At 63.4% G+C, this 18,195-nt stretch carries 15 protein-coding genes; 10 read left to right on the forward strand and 5 right to left on the reverse strand.

The window, feature by feature from the left end:
- The first annotated feature begins 130 nt into the window (after positions 1 to 130).
- On the forward strand, positions 131 to 2,080 hold the full coding sequence (gene acs, locus C6W88_RS10355) for an acetate--CoA ligase (RefSeq protein ID WP_108132385.1): 1,950 nt from the start codon (positions 131 to 133) through the stop codon (positions 2,078 to 2,080).
- Between the two features lie 234 nt (positions 2,081 to 2,314).
- Positions 2,315 to 2,977 carry a LuxR C-terminal-related transcriptional regulator gene (locus C6W88_RS10360; protein WP_045992823.1) on the forward strand — a complete coding sequence of 221 codons (663 nt, stop codon included), beginning with the start codon at positions 2,315 to 2,317 and terminating at the stop codon, positions 2,975 to 2,977.
- Between the two features lie 129 nt (positions 2,978 to 3,106).
- On the opposite strand, the gene C6W88_RS10365 is transcribed toward C6W88_RS10360, so the two are convergent.
- A complete protein-coding gene (locus tag C6W88_RS10365; RefSeq protein WP_108132386.1) occupies positions 3,107 to 4,054 on the reverse strand; it encodes a LysR family transcriptional regulator in 948 nt (315 codons plus the stop codon).
- A 248-nt stretch (positions 4,055 to 4,302) separates the two neighbouring features.
- Between C6W88_RS10365 and C6W88_RS10370 the strand changes: the two genes are divergently transcribed.
- Positions 4,303 to 5,802 carry a CoA-acylating methylmalonate-semialdehyde dehydrogenase gene (locus tag C6W88_RS10370; protein WP_045992821.1) on the forward strand — a complete coding sequence of 500 codons (1,500 nt, stop codon included), beginning with the start codon at positions 4,303 to 4,305 and terminating at the stop codon, positions 5,800 to 5,802.
- 227 nt (positions 5,803 to 6,029) lie between these two features.
- A complete protein-coding gene (locus C6W88_RS10375; RefSeq protein WP_108132387.1) occupies positions 6,030 to 6,629 on the forward strand; it encodes a peroxidase-related enzyme in 600 nt (199 codons plus the stop codon).
- Between the two features lie 2 nt (positions 6,630 to 6,631).
- Here the strand turns inward: C6W88_RS10375 and C6W88_RS10380 are convergent, their stop codons facing one another.
- From C6W88_RS10380 to C6W88_RS21980, 4 genes are all read right to left on the reverse strand, one after another.
- Complete coding sequence (locus C6W88_RS10380) at positions 6,632 to 7,303, reverse strand: hypothetical protein (protein WP_181248597.1); 672 nt, start codon at positions 7,301 to 7,303, stop codon at positions 6,632 to 6,634.
- A 179-nt stretch (positions 7,304 to 7,482) separates the two neighbouring features.
- The gene (locus C6W88_RS10385) at positions 7,483 to 8,634 is read right to left on the reverse strand and encodes a diguanylate cyclase (RefSeq protein WP_181248598.1); all 1,152 of its coding nucleotides are present in this window, start codon (positions 8,632 to 8,634) and stop codon (positions 7,483 to 7,485) included.
- A gap of 240 nt (positions 8,635 to 8,874) precedes the next feature.
- Positions 8,875 to 9,540: a hypothetical protein gene (locus tag C6W88_RS10390; RefSeq protein ID WP_045992818.1), complete on the reverse strand. Its 666-nt coding sequence runs from the start codon at positions 9,538 to 9,540 to the stop codon at positions 8,875 to 8,877.
- Between the two features lie 114 nt (positions 9,541 to 9,654).
- The gene (locus C6W88_RS21980; protein ID WP_071211119.1) at positions 9,655 to 9,939 is read right to left on the reverse strand and encodes an XRE family transcriptional regulator; all 285 of its coding nucleotides are present in this window, start codon (positions 9,937 to 9,939) and stop codon (positions 9,655 to 9,657) included.
- A 323-nt stretch (positions 9,940 to 10,262) separates the two neighbouring features.
- Between C6W88_RS21980 and C6W88_RS10400 the strand changes: the two genes are divergently transcribed.
- The 6 genes from C6W88_RS10400 (at position 10,263) to C6W88_RS10425 (ending at position 18,148) form a co-directional block, all read left to right on the forward strand.
- Positions 10,263 to 11,684, forward strand: a complete 1,422-nt coding sequence (locus tag C6W88_RS10400) for an APC family permease (protein ID WP_045992816.1) — start codon at positions 10,263 to 10,265, stop codon at positions 11,682 to 11,684.
- 165 nt (positions 11,685 to 11,849) lie between these two features.
- Positions 11,850 to 12,845: a glutarate dioxygenase GlaH gene (gene glaH / locus C6W88_RS10405; RefSeq protein WP_108132389.1), complete on the forward strand. Its 996-nt coding sequence runs from the start codon at positions 11,850 to 11,852 to the stop codon at positions 12,843 to 12,845.
- A gap of 150 nt (positions 12,846 to 12,995) precedes the next feature.
- Positions 12,996 to 14,198: an L-2-hydroxyglutarate dehydrogenase gene (gene lhgO / locus C6W88_RS10410; RefSeq protein ID WP_108132390.1), complete on the forward strand. Its 1,203-nt coding sequence runs from the start codon at positions 12,996 to 12,998 to the stop codon at positions 14,196 to 14,198.
- A gap of 245 nt (positions 14,199 to 14,443) precedes the next feature.
- Complete coding sequence (locus tag C6W88_RS10415; protein WP_108132391.1) at positions 14,444 to 15,406, forward strand: TAXI family TRAP transporter solute-binding subunit; 963 nt, start codon at positions 14,444 to 14,446, stop codon at positions 15,404 to 15,406.
- 17 nt (positions 15,407 to 15,423) lie between these two features.
- Entirely contained in the window at positions 15,424 to 16,005 is a 582-nt protein-coding gene (locus tag C6W88_RS10420; RefSeq protein ID WP_231498605.1) for a DUF1850 domain-containing protein, read from the forward strand.
- 139 nt (positions 16,006 to 16,144) lie between these two features.
- Positions 16,145 to 18,148, forward strand: a complete 2,004-nt coding sequence (locus C6W88_RS10425) for a TRAP transporter permease (RefSeq protein WP_045992812.1) — start codon at positions 16,145 to 16,147, stop codon at positions 18,146 to 18,148.
- Positions 18,149 to 18,195: the final 47 nt, after the last annotated feature.

An 18,195-nucleotide genomic window follows, 5' to 3' on the forward strand; every position in this document is an offset into this window, starting at 1 on the left:
CATACCAATGTCTAAGGGGAAACCCTGGCCTGGCGACGTTATGCTGGCTGTCAGGTTATTCGCGCCGGTCGGTCTCTCTTATTCAGGCGGCTGGCTCTTCACTTCGATGGGTATCCAAGGACAGAGCACCATGAGCGATCATCAGCACGTCTATCCGGTTTCCGATGCGTTTGCCAAGACCGCCTGGGCCGACAAGGCCACCTACGACAAGCTCTACCGGCAGTCGGTGGAAGATCCCGAGGGCTTCTGGAAGGAGCAGGCCGCACGCCTTGACTGGATCAAGCCACCGCAGACCATCAAGTCGGTATCCTTCGCCAGCGACAATGTCGATATCCGCTGGTTCGAGGATGGCACCCTCAACGTGGCGGCCAACTGCCTGGATCGACACCTCGACAAGCGTGGCGACAAGCCGGCGATCATCTGGGAAGGGGACGATCCGAACGAATCTTCGGTGATCACCTACCGCGAGCTGTACGAGCGTACCTGCCAGCTGGCCAACGCCCTGAAGTCCATGGGGATCGGCAAGGGTGACACCGTGACCCTGTACATGCCGATGATCCCGGAAGCCGCCATGGCCATGCTGGCCTGCGCCCGTATCGGTGCGGTGCACTCGGTGGTGTTCGGCGGCTTTTCTCCCGACGCCCTGGCACAGCGGGTCAAGGACGCTGCCTCACGGGTCATCATCACCGCCGACCAGTCCGTACGCGGTGGCAAGCAGGTACCGCTGAAGGACAACGTCGACGCTGCACTGACCCGTGATGGCACCGACGTGGCCGAGAAGGTGCTGGTGGTCAAGCGTACCGGCGGTGACATCGAATGGCACGAGGGACGTGACGTCTGGTACCACGACGCCGTGGCCGACCAGGACATCGACTGCCCCGCCGAAGAGATGGGCGCCGAGGATCCGCTGTTCATCCTGTATACCTCCGGCTCCACCGGCACCCCCAAGGGGCTCAAGCACACCACCGGTGGCTACCTGACCTACGCCAGCCTCACCCACCAGTACGTGTTCGACTATCACGAGGACGAGGTCTACTGGTGCACCGCGGACGTGGGCTGGGTCACCGGCCACAGCTACATCGTCTATGGGCCCCTGGCCAACGGTGCGGTGACCCTGATGTTCGAGGGGGTGCCGAGCTATCCGACCCACGGGCGGATGGGCGAGATCGTCGACAAGCACAAGGTCAATATCCTCTACACCGCCCCCACCGCGGTGCGCGCCCTGATGGCCCACGGCGACAAGGTGATGGACTCCAGCTCTCGGGATAGTCTGCGCCTGCTTGGCTCGGTGGGCGAGCCGATCAACCCCGAGGCCTGGGAGTGGTTCTACCGGGTGATCGGCAACAGCAAATGCCCGATCGTCGATACCTGGTGGCAGACCGAGACCGGCGGCATCATGATCACCCCGTTGCCCGGTGCCATCGACCAGAAGCCGGGCTCCGCGACCCTGCCGTTCTTCGGTGTGCAGCCGGCGCTGGTGGACAACGAAGGCAAGCGCCTCGAGGGCGCCACCGACGGCAACCTGGTCATCCTCGATTCCTGGCCGGGACAGGCGCGCTCCATCTGGAACAACCACGAGCGCTTCATCCAGACCTACTTCTCCACCTACGAGGGGACTTACTTCACCGGTGACGGCTGTCGCCGTGACGAGGACGGCTACTACTGGATCACCGGCCGGGTGGACGACGTCCTCAACGTGTCCGGTCACCGCATGGGCACCGCCGAGATCGAGTCCTCGCTGGTGGCACACTCAGCGGTGGCCGAGGCCGCCGTGGTGGGCTTCCCCCATGACATCAAGGGGCAGGGTATCTATATCTACGTGACCCTCAACGACGAGGCCGAACCCACCGACGAGCTCAAGAAGGAACTGACCCAGTGGGTGCGCAAGGACATCGGCCCGATCGCCTCGCCGGATCATATCCAGTGGGCACCGGGACTGCCCAAGACCCGCTCGGGCAAGATCATGCGCCGGATTCTGCGCAAGATTGCCGCCAATGAGTGTGATGGCCTCGGCGACACCAGTACCCTGGCCGATCCTTCGGTGGTCGAGGATCTGATCGAGCACCGCGCCGCCAAGTAAGGCTCATGGCGTAACAGCAGGTCCTGCGGGCCGGCTGCCGGAAACTTCCGGCGCCGGCCCGTTTTTGCATAGTGATGGAGGCCGCAGAGTCGGCACCACGGGTAGCCGTTGAGGATGCTTGCGTCAGGGCGCTTGGGAAAGCCGGCAACCATGGGGTAACATGCTGTGCAAACAAGCGTCTTGCGTTGCGGCGTCCAGGCCTGACACGCTGCATCGGAATCCGGAGGAGAGTCCATGGCCTTTGCCCAGAAATTCATCGTAGCCGATGATCATCCGCTGTTCCGTGCCGCCCTGACGCAGGCGCTTCGCCAGCTCGCGCCCCAGGCCGAAATCATCGAGGCCGACACCATGGAGGCCACCTCGGACGTGGTCATTCGCCACCCCGACGCGGACCTGATCCTGCTCGATCTGCACATGCCTGGAGCCCACGGCTTCTCCGGGCTGATCCAGCTGCGTGGTCAGACCCCGGATGTGCCGGTGGCGGTGGTATCCGGCAGCGATGAAGTGCACGTCGTGCGCCGCGCCATCGACTACGGTGCCTCGGGGTTCATTCCCAAGTCCTCGTCGCTGGCGTTGATCGCCGAGGCGGTGGGCGAGATCCTCGACGGCGAAGTGTGGCTGCCGGAAGAGATGGCCGACGCCCTGGGTGAGGCCAACGAGGAAGAGGCGCGCTTTGCCGAGGCCATCGCCTCGCTGACGCCTCAGCAGTTCCGCGTACTCAACATGTTGACCGAAGGCCTGCTCAACAAGCAGATCGCCTACGAGCTGAACGTCTCCGAGGCCACCATCAAGGCCCACGTGACCGCCATCCTCAGAAAGCTGGGCGTGCACTCGCGCACCCAGGCGGTGATCGCTGCCCAGAAGCTCGAGGTCGAGCCACCCAAGGTCGAATCCTGACGCGGTTGCTTGCGCATCGACGACACCCCGCCCAGGCGGGGTGTCGTGGTTCTGGGGCTTGCGACACCACCGCGCCAGCGGGGGCCCAGTCCTATGCTGGCGCCGGCCCTGGTGGCAGCCAGCCGGTGTTCATTCGACGTCGTCCGGCAGCACCAGCCGGTCATGGCGGCCCATCAGAAAATCCTGATTCATTGCCAGCGCCTCGCGCAGGAAGTCCCACAGCAGACGCACCCGGGCAAGCTGGCGCTGCTCCTGCCGGGCGGTGATCCAGAACTGACGCACCACCGATACTTCGTCCTCCAGCAGCGGCATCAGCCCGTCTCTTCCCGCCGTCATGAAGCACGGCAGAATGCCCAGGCCTGCGCCGCTCTCGGTGGCCATCATCTGGGTCGTCACGCTGGTGCTGCGAAGCGCAAAGTGGGTCTGCGCCACCTGTTGCACCTGCGGCGACAGTAGCGGATCCAGGTAGTTGAGCTGCTCGCTGAACAACAGGTCGTCCACGTAGCCGATCAGCGGATGTGTGCCCAGCTGGGCAAGCTGCTGCGGTGCCCCGTGGCGCTCGACGTAGTGCCTCGCCGCGTAGAGCTTGAGCCGGTAGTCGCACAGTCGCGAGGTGACCAGACCGGGGTTGCCCGGTCGTTCGATGGTGATCGCCAGGTCTGCTTCATGGCGGCTGAGATTGACCACGCGAGGCAGCGCCAGCAGGTCCAGGGTGAGGCCGGGATGACGCCGGCAGAAGGCGCTGAGCAGCGGGGCCACCACCCAGGTCCCGAAGCCTTCGGTCACGCCAAGTCGGATCTGGCCCTCCAGGCGCAGGTTCTGATCGGTCAGGCTGTCGGCGGCCTCGTCGGCGTGTCGGGCCATCTGTTCCGCGTGGCTCTTCAGACGTTCGCCGGCGGGAGTCAGGCGGTAGCCGTGGGTGCTGCGTTCGAACAACTGGGTGTTGAGTCGCTGTTCGAAGCGGCGGGTTCGCCGCGACAGGGTCGAGTGGTCAACGCCCAGCCGTCGGGCGGCGTCGGACAGGCGGGCATGCCTGGCCACCTCGAGAAAGACCTGAAGGTCCTGCCAGTCGAGCAAAAATCACCTCCGCTAAGCGACGACGTCGTGGACTTCGATGTGTTTGTGGTTGTGCATCAGTGCACAAGCAATGTGCCTGACTGGCCGTTGTTTGGCCATTCTACCTGTGTCTAGACTGGTCAGCATGGATAGCCGTGCCGTGGTGCACACCGCCACAGCGATCAAGGCGGCTGCTGGCATGGCAGTACGCCCAGTCCATCTCATACGACGCCACGCTCATGCACAACGACAACAGCCGGAGCACGCCCATGTCAGTCCGCGAAATTCCCATGATCATCGATGGCCAGGCCGTCCCCTCGCAGTCCAGCGAATGGCGCGATGTGATCAATCCGGCGACCCAGCAAGTGGTCGCGCGGGTGCCGTTCTGTACCCTGGAGGAGGTCGACCGGGCCGTTGCCAGCGCCCATCAGGCCTTTGCCACCTGGCGCAAGGTGCCGCTGGCCAAGCGCATGCGCATCATGCTCAAGCTGCAGGCGCTGATTCGCGAGCATACCCCGGAGCTTGCCGCCCTGATCACCGAGGAGCACGGCAAGACCCTGCCCGACGCCGAAGGTGAAGTCGGTCGTGGTCTCGAGGTGGTCGAACACGCCTGCTCGATCACCTCGCTGCAACTGGGGGAGCTGGCCGAGAACGCCGCCAACGAGGTGGACGTCTACACCCTCAACCAGCCGCTGGGGGTAGGTGCCGGCATCACCGCCTTCAACTTCCCCATCATGTTGCCCTGCTTCATGTTCCCGCTGGCCATTGCCACCGGCAACACCTTCGTGCTGAAGCCCTCCGAACAGGACCCGAGCTCCACCCTGCGCCTGGTGGAACTGGCGCTCGAGGCCGGTGTCCCCGCCGGTGTCCTCAACGTGGTGCATGGCGGCCCTGATGTCGCCAATCACCTGTGCGAGCACCCGGATATCAAGGCCATGTCGTTTATCGGGTCCACCCATGTCGGCACCCAGCTTTATCGCCGTGCCAGCGAGTCCGGCAAGCGCGCTCAAGCCATGATGGGTGCCAAGAACCACTGTGTGGTGATGCCTGACGCCAACCGCTCTCAGGCCATCAACAACCTGCTGGGGTCGGCCTTCGGCGCCGCCGGCCAGCGCTGCATGGCCAACTCGGTGGTGGTGCTGGTCGGCCAGGCCCGGGAGTGGCTCGAGGATATCGTCGAGGGGGCTCGCAACATGAAGGTGGGGCCGGGCACCGACCGCGAGGCGGATCTCGGGCCTCTGGTGTCACCGGCGGCCAAGGATCGTGTCGAAGGCTTGATCGCCAAGGGCGAACAGGAAGGCGCTCGGCTGCTGGTCGACGGACGTGGCTGCCAGGTCGAGGGCTACCCCGACGGCAACTTCGTCGGCCCAACCCTGTTCGCCGGCGTGACGGCGGACATGAGCATCTATCGTGAAGAGGTGTTCGGTCCGGTGCTGTGCGTGGTCGAGGTGGACACGCTGGACGAGGCCATCGCCTTCGTCAACGCCAACCCCAACGGCAATGGTACTTCCATCTTCACCAATTCCGGCTGGGTGGCGCGTCGCTTCGAGAGCGATATCGATGTCGGTCAGGTGGGCATCAATGTGCCGATCCCGGTGCCGGTGGCCTACTTCAGTTTTACCGGCTCGCGCGCCTCCAAGTTGGGTGACCTTGGCCCCAATGGCAAGCAGGCCATCAGCTTCTGGACCCAGACCAAGACGGTGACCGCGCGCTGGTTCGAGCCGGAAAACGTCTCGAGCGGCATCAACAGCACCATCTCGCTCGGCTGATCCAGGGCCGAGCAGGCATGCTGACGCAGCGGCCACGTCCTGTCTGACTCGAGCTCTCGGGCCTGGCCCGGCTGCAGGCTGCGATGCCCCCATCAAGGGGGCATCGTCGTTTTCGGCAGCGGCGACCCGGCATTCGATCAAAGTACCAGAGCACTAAATTGACCTTTACGTTAACGTCAATGTATTGCCTGGCCCTTCTTCCATGCCCACGTCAGCCCGGAGCCCCCATGAGCCCCTCGATCAGCCCATCTCTCAGCCGCTTTCCCGTCCCCGAATCACTGAACGATCTGCCCGATGATATCCGTGACAGCATCCTGGCGGTTCAGGAGAAGGCGGGCTTCGTGCCTAATGTCTTCTTGATGCTGGCCCATCGGCCGGCGGAGTTTCGTGCCTTCTTCGCCTATCACGATGCGCTGATGGAGCGTGAGTCCGATAGCCTGACCAAGGCCGAGAAGGAGATGATCGTGGTCGCCACCAGCGCCCGCAACCACTGCCTCTACTGCGTGGTGGCTCATGGAGCGCTGGTCAGGATCTACAGCAAGGATCCTCTGCTCGCCGACCAGGTGGCGGTCAACCATCGCAGTTCTGGCTTGAGCGAGCGACATCGCGTCATGCTGGACTTCGCGCTGCACTGCGCAATCGATCTGGGCGAGCTGACCGGTGAGTGGGAGCAACGTCTGCAGGCGGTGGGGTTCAGCCGCGACGATATCTGGGATATCGGTGCGATCTGCGCCTTCTTTGGGCTGTCCAACCGCCTGGTGACCTTGACCGGGACGCCTCCCAACCCGGAATTCTATTTGATGGGCAGGGTGCCCAGGGACGCCTGATCTCAGCCCATCAGCTTCGACAGTGGTTGCTCTGCCAGATCGGCAAGCCAGTGAGTGAGGGCGGAGCGCTGGGCCGCATGAAGGACCAGGCCCACGGTGTCATCGCTGTCGGCGGGGGAGTCATCGTGGGGCAGGCTGACGGCGAAGTCGCCTTCTTCCAGGTGGAACTCGTGAATCTCGCGCAGGCCTACCGGGGTCTCGCAGCGAATCGAGCGGTAGCTGTCGTCTTCGCCATAGATGAGGCGATGGCAGACCTTGTAGCGTGTGTAGAGCGAGAGTCCGCCGGGGAAGGCCGGCCACTTCGCCGGGTGAAGGCGAATATCGCTATCCAGCCCCATGGCATTGGCCTCGGCGCTGGACAACGCCTCTTCCAGGGCCGGGGCGAGCAGTGGGCGTGACTGGGTGTGTGGTGCGGCGTTGATGAGGTCCTGGGGGCGGTGGATGTCGGCGTCCCGGAAGTTCAGGGTGTGCTGTTCGCAGTCGCCGTTTTCCCAGCCTTCGAGCAGTCGTAACGTCAGTCGGCCCTGGCGCATCGGCGCGAAGACCAGCAGATTGAGGGCCAGCAGCAGATGCAGGCGTCGCTCGCTGGTCTGGTTGTCGAAGGCGGTATAGGGCGAACTGAATAGCCGATGCAGGCGACCGGGCGCGTGTTCCTTGGCTTCATGGTAGGACATGGGGCATTTTCCTCGAGACCGTACGACAACCAGCACATGCCACCATCAGGACCTGGTTGAAGCAGGGGCGTCTGCCGAGCTTCCCGCATGCCCTGATCGAGGCTGTTTATTTTAGATCCAACTTTATTAGCAGAAATTTAAATTTTTATCGAGACAATGCCGAGCCAGGCGAGTGGAAGTCAGTGATCGTCACTCTGGGCGGCCGTTGAGCTGGTTGTCTTCTCTGCTGCCTGGGCGGGGGCTGGCAACGTCCTGGCTGAGGTCTTCGAGGCGGCCTCTGCGGCACTGCGCTTTCTGGCTTCCTTGTTGCGATACATCATGGCGTCGGCGGCGCGCAGCAGTTCTTCCTCGCGCAGGTAGTCTCGATCCCCGGTCTCGGCGACGCCCAGGCTGATCGAGAAGTTCGGGTACTTGCTCTGGAAGGCCAGTTCAATCTTGCTGCCGATGGTCTTGGCGCTCTTGGCGTCACAGTCTGGCAGGATACAGCAGAATTCATCCCCCCCGAGGCGGCAGCAGATGTCGCTGCTGCGGACCGTTTCACGCATGATCTGGCCGAAGGTGACAAGGATTTCATCACCCTTGTGGTGGCCGTGGGTATCGTTGATCTGCTTGAAGTCATCGATATCGCAGTAGATCAGGCTGACCAGCGAGTGACGTCGCTCGGCCATGCGGATCTCCCTGTTCAGGGCCTCGCTCATGCCTCGCTTGTTGAACAGCCCGGTGAGGGCGTCCTTTTCTGCGTAGGCGGCCAGCTCCTTGGTCTTCTCTTCCAGGTTGCGAGCGTAGAGCTCCATCCGGCGCTTGGCGCTGTGGACCTCGTTGAGCAGGGTATCGATATAGGTATCGAAGACCAGGGTGATATCGAAGTACATCAATTTGTCGAGGTTGTTCTTCGCCGACTTGGTCGCCTGCACGTCCTCGAGGTTCTCGTCGATGACGCGAAACAGGATTTCCTTGAGCGTGCGCATGGCGGCCAGAAACAGCTTGGGTTCGACGCCGATACGCTTGTGCACCAGACCGATGCGCAGCCGACTGTTGACGTATTCCGCGTCGTAGTAGCCGGTGAAGATGTCGAGGACGTACTGGCGCTGGGCCGAGCGCAGTCGCTGCAGGGTCTCGGAGTCGCCGATCAGCAGGCTGATCTCGTCGATCTCGGTCTGCCGCTCGTAGAACTCTTCGACGATGATCTCGATATGCTCGTTGATGAGGGGTTTGAGCGCTGCCAGATCGGCCAGGTCGGCTTCGTCGAGGCTCAGGAATTCCTTGCGACGCTGGATCTCGACCTCGCTGATGTGCATCTGTTCCAGCAGGGACTTGTCGATTGGCCTCATGGCAACTCTCACTGGATGGGTGCGACCACTGCGGAACGACATCGAGCCGTGCGGCCGCACCATGTCTTGAAGGCTACCTTCAAGATATATCGTGGATTGGAGACTCCTGCATCGCATTTTCGCGGTTTTACACGCAATTGACACACACCTATTCCACGCGGTGCGCGATCAAGTACACCATCCTAGGTATGCTGTGGATCTACTGCTGGAGAGGGGGAAAGTTGGCGCCTGGCCCTAAGTCTATTGAATGACCGAACGCAACAGCTCACCAACGTTGCCACTCTGGGACGGCAATGCCAGCAGGGCAGGATCGGGCGACGTCGCCGTCAGGCTGGCCACCTGAAACTTGTCGCCAAAACGCAGAAGTCCGAGCCCCTGTTGCTCGAGCCTTGCCGCCACCGGGTCCGGTTGCCCCGACAGAATGCTCTGATAGCGGTCGACGACCCGTAAAAGCTCGATGACCTCCGGTCGCTGGCTGAGTACCAGTTCATCCTCTCGGCGATCGCCCTCCTGGGTAATCCAGTCAAGACGATAGACCTCGCCCTCGATGCCGGCGACGCTTTCCCGCGTGCCGACAGGCTCCAGCGACAGCACCTGCTGGGCCTGGTAACTGCCGAGGTCGGACAGGTCCTGGCCACCGAGTTGCCCGGCGATGGATTGAACATCGCGGATGCCCAGCACCACCGTCTGACCACCGAAGTTGGTGACCACGTGGCCCTTGCCGTCTCTCAACAGCAGATAGCCCTTGGCCGCGTGGCGGGGAAAGTCCAGGCGCAGTTGATCACCGATCCAGCGTGCGGTGACGGCGCTCTCGGGGTCGCCACTGCCATCGACCAGGGTGGCCTGGCCATCGGCCAGGGCGCTTGCAGACACACATAGCAGACAAGCCGCTAGCAGACGGCGCATCGATGATTCCTCATGGCATGAAGATCAAGGGGAAGGGTGGGGCAATGACTCGCGCCAACAAGACGCGGCGCCCTGGCAGAATTGCCTTCCGGGGCGCCGTCCAGCACGGGCCAATCAGGAGAGTGACAGATGGCCATCGTCGATGATGCGGCGAATGGCCTGCAGCTCGTCGCAGGTGAAGTGTTCCAGTCGTCCCGACAGCAGATCACTGATCTTCTGCATGGGGAGACCCGCGCGGCGTGCGATCTCGCGGCTTCCGAGATCAGATACGGCGATAAGCCGCGTAACAATGCGCATCAGTCGTGTGCGCTGTTCCAGGTCCCTGACATCGAGGTCAGGGCATCGTCGAGGAGGCGGTTCGGAAGCGTCTGCTCGAGACAAGGAATCTGCGGTGCTCATGGTACTCCAATGGGCGTTTTCGACCCCTACAGCATGCAACCTTTTTTGCCCTCTTGCCAGTCCAATTTGGTGTCCGTTCTGGGCGTGGCGCAGCGACGAAAACTCCTCATTCCGCAGACGCCGCGGGAGACTGCGGCTGACGGCGATGGCGCCATCTGCAGGCCCTACAAACTTAGACCAAAGAGGTATAAACGAAGGCTGCGGACGGCAAACATCCTCATGATAAGTTGCACGCGCGATTGATAAATTCAACGGTGCGTCCTGTCCCCGGTCAACAATCCCTGTTCTGCGGGAACGCACCACTGCGGCGAGAGGTTTATCTCATGGACAATAACAGCAATGGCGGAGCCCAGCTGAGCCGAGTGCTGGCACGCAAGGACGTCCTGGCGCTGGCCTTCGGTGCCATGGTCGGCTGGGGCTGGATCGTATTGACGGGTGGCTTCATCACCTCGGCAGGAAGCCTTGGCGCCATACTGGCATTCGTGCTGGGCGGCATGGTGATCGTGCTGGTGGGGCTGACCTACTCTGAGCTCGCTTCGGCGATGCCCCAGGTCGGTGGTGAGCACGTCTATAGCTACCGTGCCCTGGGCCATTTTGCCTCCTTCCTGTGTACCTGGGCGATCGTGCTGGGTTATCTCAGCGTGGTGGCCTTCGAGGCGGTAGCGCTGCCCACCGTGGTCGAGCATCTGTTCCCCGGCTACGCCGTCGGTCACCTGTGGACCCTGGCGGGCTGGGACGTCAAGGCCACCTGGGTTGCCGTCGGTGTGGCCGGCTCGGTGGTCATGATGGCCATCAACTATGTTGGCGTGCGCACCGCGGCGCTGGTGCAGAAGGTGGTGACGCTGCTGATTCTGGCCGTCGGTGTGATGTTCATCACCGGCGCACTGTTCGAGGGTAGCAGTGCTTCGCTGACACCGTTGTTCAACACCGAAGAGGGTGTGCTGGGCGGGATCACCATGGTGCTGATCATGGTTCCTTTCCTGTTTGTCGGCTTCGACGTCATCCCGCAGGCGGCGGAAGAGATCGACCTGCCGTTTCGCGAGATCGGTCGGGTTTTGATGCTGTCGGTGGTCCTGGCGGTGTTCTGGTACGCCTTCATCGTGCTGGGAACGGCATTGATGCTGCCCAAGGCGGAGCTCGAGAACAGCTCCCTGGCGGTACCTGACGCCATGGGGGCGGTGTTCAATACCCCCTGGGCGGCCAACCTGATGGTACTGGCGGGTATCGCCGGCATCCTGACCAGCTGGAACGCCTTCTACGTCGGTGGCTCTCGCGCCATCTATGCACTGGCCCACTGCGGCATGCTGCCGGCCTTTCTGGCCAAGCTGCATCCTCGTCACAGGACGCCGGTCAACGCCATCCTGTTGATGGGAGCCTTGTCGAGCCTGGCGCCTCTGCTGGGCCGCCAGGCCATGGTGTGGCTGGTGGTGGCCGGTGGTCTCGGCATCGTCATCGCCTACCTGTTCGTATCCATTTCGTTTCTGGTGCTTCGGCGCAAGGAGCCGGAACTCGAAAGGCCGTTCAAGGTCAGCCATCCTCGCCTGGTCGGTTGGCTGGCGGTGGTGCTGTCGCTGGGACTGATCGGGCTCTACCTGCCCGGTAGCCCCTCGGCGCTGTCACCCATCGAGTGGGGGCTGTTCGCCGGCTGGATGGGTGCCGGGCTTGGCCTGTACCTGTGGTCCCGCCGCCGCTATGGCACGGCCTACAGCCAGCGACAGATGCGTCGTGAGCTGGAAGGCACCTGACGCCTTGACCGCAACGCCGGTCGGCATCTTTGCCGGCCGGCGGACGCTTCAAGAACTCTGGACCTTGTCGAGAATGTCAGCACCCGGCGGCAGCCGGGTTTTTGTTGACTAAAAATAAAAATGTAGATATTTTGACAAAACGTCAAAACAATACGGAGCCCTGCCATGTCCATCCTTGCCTCTGCCCAGCTTCAGGATCGTGATGATCAGACCACCGCCCCTGGCGCACGCGATCCACGCGGGTTCACCCTGGTCCCGTCGACCTCTTCCGAGCGTCTGCAGGAGCTGCGTGTCGAGCGGTCGGTCGTCGCTGCCTTCCTCGACGCCTGTGCCGAATGGCCGATTCAGGCGCTGGAGTACAAGTCGATGCTGCGTTTTCGTGTCGCGGGAATACTCGATGAGCTGTGCGAGGGGACGCTCAGGCCGCGGCTGGCCAATATCCTGCTGGACCGTCGCCAGGGAGCGCTGCAGGTCGTGCCGGAAGGGCTGGACCGGGTCGAGCAGGCCGAGGACATGGTCAAGTTTGCCACCGCCGTTGCCCACCTGATCGGACGATCCAACTTCGATGCCATGAGTGGTCAGTACTATGCCCGCTTCGTGGTCGAGAATGTCGACACCTCCGACAGCTATCTGCGGGCGCCGCATCGGGTGATGGAGCTTCACAACGACGGCACCTTCGTCGAGCAGGTCACCGACTACGTGCTGATGATGAAGATCGACGAGCAGCACATGGAAGGCGGCAACTCGCGGCTGCTGCATCTGGACGACTGGCACGAGCTGGAGCGGTTCTGCCGTCACCCGCTGGCGTTCAGTGAGATGCGCTGGTCGGCTCCGCCCAGCAAGAATGTGGTGCGCGACGTCTTTCACCCGGTATTTGACGTCGACCGTGATGGCCGCCCGGTGATGGCCTACATCGATCAGTTTGTCCAGCCACGTGATCTGGAGGAGGGCAACTGGCTCTGCGAGCTGTCGGACTCGCTGGAGTCGAGCGACGGCGTCATCTCCCTGCCCAACCCGGTCGGCAGCTTCCTGCTGATCAACAACCACTTCTGGCTGCACGGTCGCGACAAGTTCAAGGCTCACCCGCAGCTCAGACGCGAGCTGATGCGCCAGCGCGGTGTCTTCACCTGTGGCAGCACCCTGCGAGCGCGCCAGGGCTGAGGTGTCCTCCGGGGAAGAGGGGGGCAGCGGGGCAGCGGGGCACGGCCCGACGCGGTACTCTAGGGTGATGGGCCCCGCGATACCCGGCCGCCCACGATGTATCCGGCCCCGTCCCGGCGGCGGGGCAAGACCAAGGACAACGAGACCCCCATGTACGACTTCATCATCATCGGCGGTGGCATTCTGGGCATGTCCACCGCCATGCAGCTCAAGGACGCCTATCCTGAAAAGCGCATGCTGTTGCTGGAAAAGGAGGACGGTCCGGCTCGCCATCAGACCGGTCACAACAGTGGTGTGATACACGCCGGGGTCTACTACACACCGGGCAGCCTCAAGGCGCGCTTCTGTCTGGAAGGCAACCGTGCCACCAAGGCGTTCTGCGAGACCCACGGCATCGCCTACGACAGCTGCGGCAAGCTGCTGGTCGCCACCAACGAGGTGGAGTTGGGGCGGATGAAGGCCCTGTGGGAACGCACCGAAGCCAATGGGCTCGAGCGTGAATGGCTCGACGCCGGTGCCCTTGCAGAGCGTGAGCCCAACATCACCGGCGTCGGCGGCATCTTCGTGCCGTCCAGCGGTATCGTCGACTATGCCGAGGTCACTCGCGCCATGGCCGCCGAGTTCGAGCGACGCGGTGGCGAGATCCGCTACTCACGGGAGGTCACCGGGCTCGACGAACGTCGCCAGGAAGTGGTGGTGACCACCACCACCGAGACCTTCAGCAGTCGCTACCTGGTAAGTTGCTCGGGGCTGATGGCCGACCGGGTGGTGCGCATGCTGGGGCAGACCCCGAGCTTCACCATCTGTCCCTTCCGCGGGGAGTACTTTCAGTTGCCCGAGCACCGCAACGCCATCGTCAATCATCTGATCTACCCCATTCCGGACCCCAGCATGCCGTTTCTCGGCGTCCACCTTACCCGCATGATCGATGGCAGCGTGACGGTGGGGCCCAACGCCGTGCTGGCACTGGCCCGCGAGGGCTATCGCAAGCGTGATGTCTCGGCAGCGGATCTGGTCGGCATGGTCAGCCATCCGGGTATTCTCAAGGTGCTGTGGCGTCATTTGGGCCCTGGCATGCGCGAGATGAAGAACTCGCTGTCACGGCGTGGCTATCTGGAAGAGGTGCGCAAGTACTGCCCGAGTCTCACCCTCGATGACCTGAAGCCCTACCCGGCCGGGGTGCGTGCCCAGGCGGTGACACGAGACGGCAAGCTGGTCGACGACTTCCTGTTCGTCAACACGCCGCGCACCATTAACGTAGGCAATGCGCCATCGCCGGCGGCGACCTCGGCGTTGCCGATCGGTGCGCATATCGTCGCCAAGGTACGCGAGCAGGTCGACAGTCAACGCTGAGGCGTGAAAAGCCGGCGCGACGCCAGCTCCCTGAGAAGCGCGCCCTTCGGGGGTTCGACGGGCAGGATGGCGGGCCAGTGTCTCTAAGACCTTGTGAGAATTGCAGACAAAGATAAAAAACGTCGAAATGTCTGCAGTGGCAAGCGAGGCCGGCTCTTGCTAGCTTGCCTAGGCGATTGCTGTATCGACACTTCAATTCCGCACAATAAATTCTAAGCGGTTCCCACGAGGAACGGAGGAAGACCATGCGAGCACTGACCCTTGCCCTGACGGCATCCCTGCTGGTTGCCAGCCACAGCGCCGTGGCCCAGAGCCAGCTGTCGATCGCCACCGGTGGAACCGGCGGCACCTACTACCCCTACGGTGGAGGCCTGGCCGAGCTGATCAAGAAGCACGTCGACGGCTACGACGCCGTGGCCGAAGTGACCGGCGCCTCGGTGGAGAACATGGGACTGGTCTGGCGTGGTGACTCCGATCTGGCGCTGGCGCTGGCCGACACCGTCCACCAGGGCGCTACCGGTACCGGTGACTTCGAGGGGCGCAAGCTCGAGAACATTCGTGCCATCGCCTCCATCTATCCCAATGCGGTGCAGATCGTGACCATGGCCGACTCCGACATCGACTCGCTGGAGGACCTGGAAGGCAAGGTCGTGTCCGTGGGTGCGCCGGGCAGCGGCACCGAGCTCAACGCCCGCGCCATCCTCGAAGCCAACGGCATCAGCTACGACGATTTCGACCCGCGTCGCTTGAACTTCAACGAGACCGCCGACGCCCTGCGTGATGGCGATATCGATGCCGGTTTCTGGAGCGTGGGGCCGCCCACCAGCTCGATTCTGAATCTGGCCACCACCAGCGATGTTCGGCTGATCGGCCTCAGCGACGAGGAAGTCGCCAAGGCGCGCGAGGACGAACCGGTGTTTGCACCCTATGAGCTCAAGGCCGGTCTCTACGAAGGCATGGAAGAAGCGGTGCAGACCCTTGGCGTACCCAACGTGCTGATCGCCAGCAGCGAGATGGACGAGGAACTGGCCTACCAGATCACCAAGACCCTGTTCGAGCAGACCGACGAGCTGATCGCCATCCATCCGGCGGCCAATGACACCACCGTCGAGTTCTCGGTGAACTCCACACCCATCGCCTTCCACCCGGGCGCGCTGCGCTACTACGAGGAAGTCGGTGCCGAGGTGCAGGACAAGCAGCGTCCTTGATGGCGGGGCGTCGACACATGGCAGGGCGGGCCTCCGGGCTCGCCCTGCCTGCGCTTGGGCTGGTCACGCTGATGACTGTGGCGGGCGCTGGCCAGGCAAGTGATGCCGACTGCGATGCTCTATTCACCTTGAGCGTGCGCGACGCCGAGGGCGCCGCGCTGGTGGAACTGCCGATGCCCGATGGTGCCGGCTGGTGCCTGGCCTGGAACCACTCGGTAGAAGGCTTCGAGGTGCTCGACTGCTATCGCAACCTCGGCGGTGCCATGGTGCTTGAACGCAGTCACCTGCCGGACTTTGCCGCGGGCCTCGACCACGTGCCCGGGCGCGGACGCCAGGTCAGCGACGGTCAGGGCGGCTACTGGATCGAGGACATCGACGAGCCCGTCCCCGGCAATCGCTATCGGCTGAGGGTCGGCGCCAAGCGCGTCGATCATCGCCTGGTCAGCCGTGGTGAGCCGACCCTGGAGACGTTGATCAAGGCTCGGGCCGACTGTCCAGACGGGGACTCCCTGGCCGTGCCGGCGGCCTCCACGCCCATCAGCCTGAGCGATCTGGCGGCGGGGCGTTTGGTCAGCGTTGGACTCGAGCGGCGCGACTAGCCTGTCGTTGGCCCAGGCTATCGAATGATGCCACCAACCGCGTGAGCACTTCGGCCCCTCGAGGGCCTGCGACCTGCGACAGCATTCCGAATTATGCCGACCGGCCAAGCGCCGGCAAGGCCTGACGAGAATCACGACAATGAGCGAAACGGCAGCTTCACCGGTGGTGCCTGGCAGCCAGGCCAACCACCCCAAGACCATCCTATGGCTGATCACCCTGGTGGCGGTCGGCCTGTCGCTGTTCCAGCTCTACTCGGCGGGGATTCAGCCGCTGGGGCTGTTCTATCAGCGCAGCATCCACCTCGCGCTGGTGATGATGCTGGCGTTCCTGATGTTTCCGGTGTTCGGTCCCAAGCGTGACAGGGGCGTGCTGGGTGGGGCGATCGACCTTGTGTTCTTCATCGGGGCGATGATCACCGGCGGCTACATGGCGCTGTTCCTGGACGAGATCATTAATCGCGCCGGTTTCTGGAGCCAGACCGACATCACCGTCGGCATCATCGCTACCATCACGGTGCTGGAGGCCAGCCGTCGCGCGGTGGGTCTGGGCATGACCATCATCGGCCTGATCGCCATCCTCTACGCCTTTGCCGGGCCCCGTGGCGAGTTACCCTGGCTCGGCCAGTTCCTGCCCGGCATCCTCGAGCATCGCGGCTACAATCTCGATCGCCTGGTGGGCCAGCTTTACCTGGGGCAGGAAGGCATCTTCGGCCTGCCCATGGGGGTGGCCGCGACCTATATCTTCATCTTTGTGTTGTTCGGTGCCTTTCTCGAGATCACCGGGGCGGGCAAGTTCTTTATCGATCTGGCCTACGCCGCCACCGGCCGCCAGCGTGGCGGGCCCGCCAAGGCCGCGGTCATCGCTTCTGCCGGCATGGGCTCGATCTCCGGCAGTGCCATCGCCAACGTGGTCACCACCGGCGCCTTTACCATCCCGCTGATGAAGCGCCTGGGCTACAAGCCCCACCAGGCCGGTGGCATCGAGGCGGCGGCGTCTACCGGTGGCCAGATCATGCCTCCGCTGATGGGGGCCGGTGCCTTCCTGATCGCCGAGTACACCCGGCTGCCGTATCTCGAGGTGGTCAAGGTCAGCATCCTGCCGGCCTTCATGTACTTCGCCACCGTCTATCTGTTCGTGCATATCATCGCCCTCAAGGAGGGCATGCAGGGCATGGCCAAGGACGAGCTGCCGCAGATGAGCGACGTGCTCAAGCACGGCTGGCACTTCCTGCTGCCGCTGGCGGTGCTGGTGTGGCTGTTGATGATGAACATGTCGCCGATGCGAGTGGGCTACTACGCCATCGTCTGCATGCTGCTGGTGGCGGTGCTGCGTTTTGCGGTGTGGTTCTTGTTCGTGGCGCCAGGCGAGGGGCAGCCGGTGACCGCCGAGCGTCTGGGGCTGGCCTGTCGCAACGGTCTGCTCAAGCTGATTGAAGGCCTCGAACTCGGTGCGCGCAACGCCGTGGCGGTGACCATGGCCTGTGCGGTGGCAGGGATCATCGTCGGGGTAGTGGGGCTGACCGGTCTCGGCCTCAAGTTCTCGGCCATGATGCTGGCTTTCTCGGGCGGTAACCTGCTGCTGGCGCTGATCATGGTGCTGCTGGCGAGTCTCGTGCTGGGCATGGGGCTGCCGGTGACGGCCAGCTATATCGTGCTGATCGTGCTGGTGGGACCGGCGCTGGCCAATGAGTTCGGGGTGCCGTTGCTGATCGCCCACCTGGTGGTGTTCTGGTATTCCCAGGACTCCAACGTGACGCCGCCGATCGCGCTGGCCGGCTTCGCCGGGGCCGCCATCGCCGGGGCCAAGCCCATGGAGACCAGCTTCCAGTCGTGGAAGTTTGCCAAGGGCCTCTACCTGGTGCCGCTGTTCATGGTCTACAACCCCGAGATCATCGTCGGCGGGCCGGTCTGGCTGCTGATCTGGAAGGGCTTCACCGGGCTTCTGGCGTTGGGCGCCTTCGCCGCCACCCTGGAAGGCTATCTGTTCACCCGCATGGCGATCTGGCAGCGCGTGCTGCTGCTGCCGGCGATCGTCGGGGTGTTCCTGCCGTCGCTGGTGTTCGACGTCGCCGGTGCCGCCGTCATGCTGGCGATCATCAGCCTCAACTTCTGGCAGGCCCGCCGCTCGCCGGCAACAGCGTAGCGGCGCCAGGGCAGCCGCCAACAGCGACAACGCCGTGCCCTTGGGCA

The sequence above is a fragment of the Halomonas litopenaei genome, assembly GCF_003045775.1.
Classification (GTDB): Bacteria; Pseudomonadota; Gammaproteobacteria; order Pseudomonadales; family Halomonadaceae; genus Halomonas; species Halomonas litopenaei.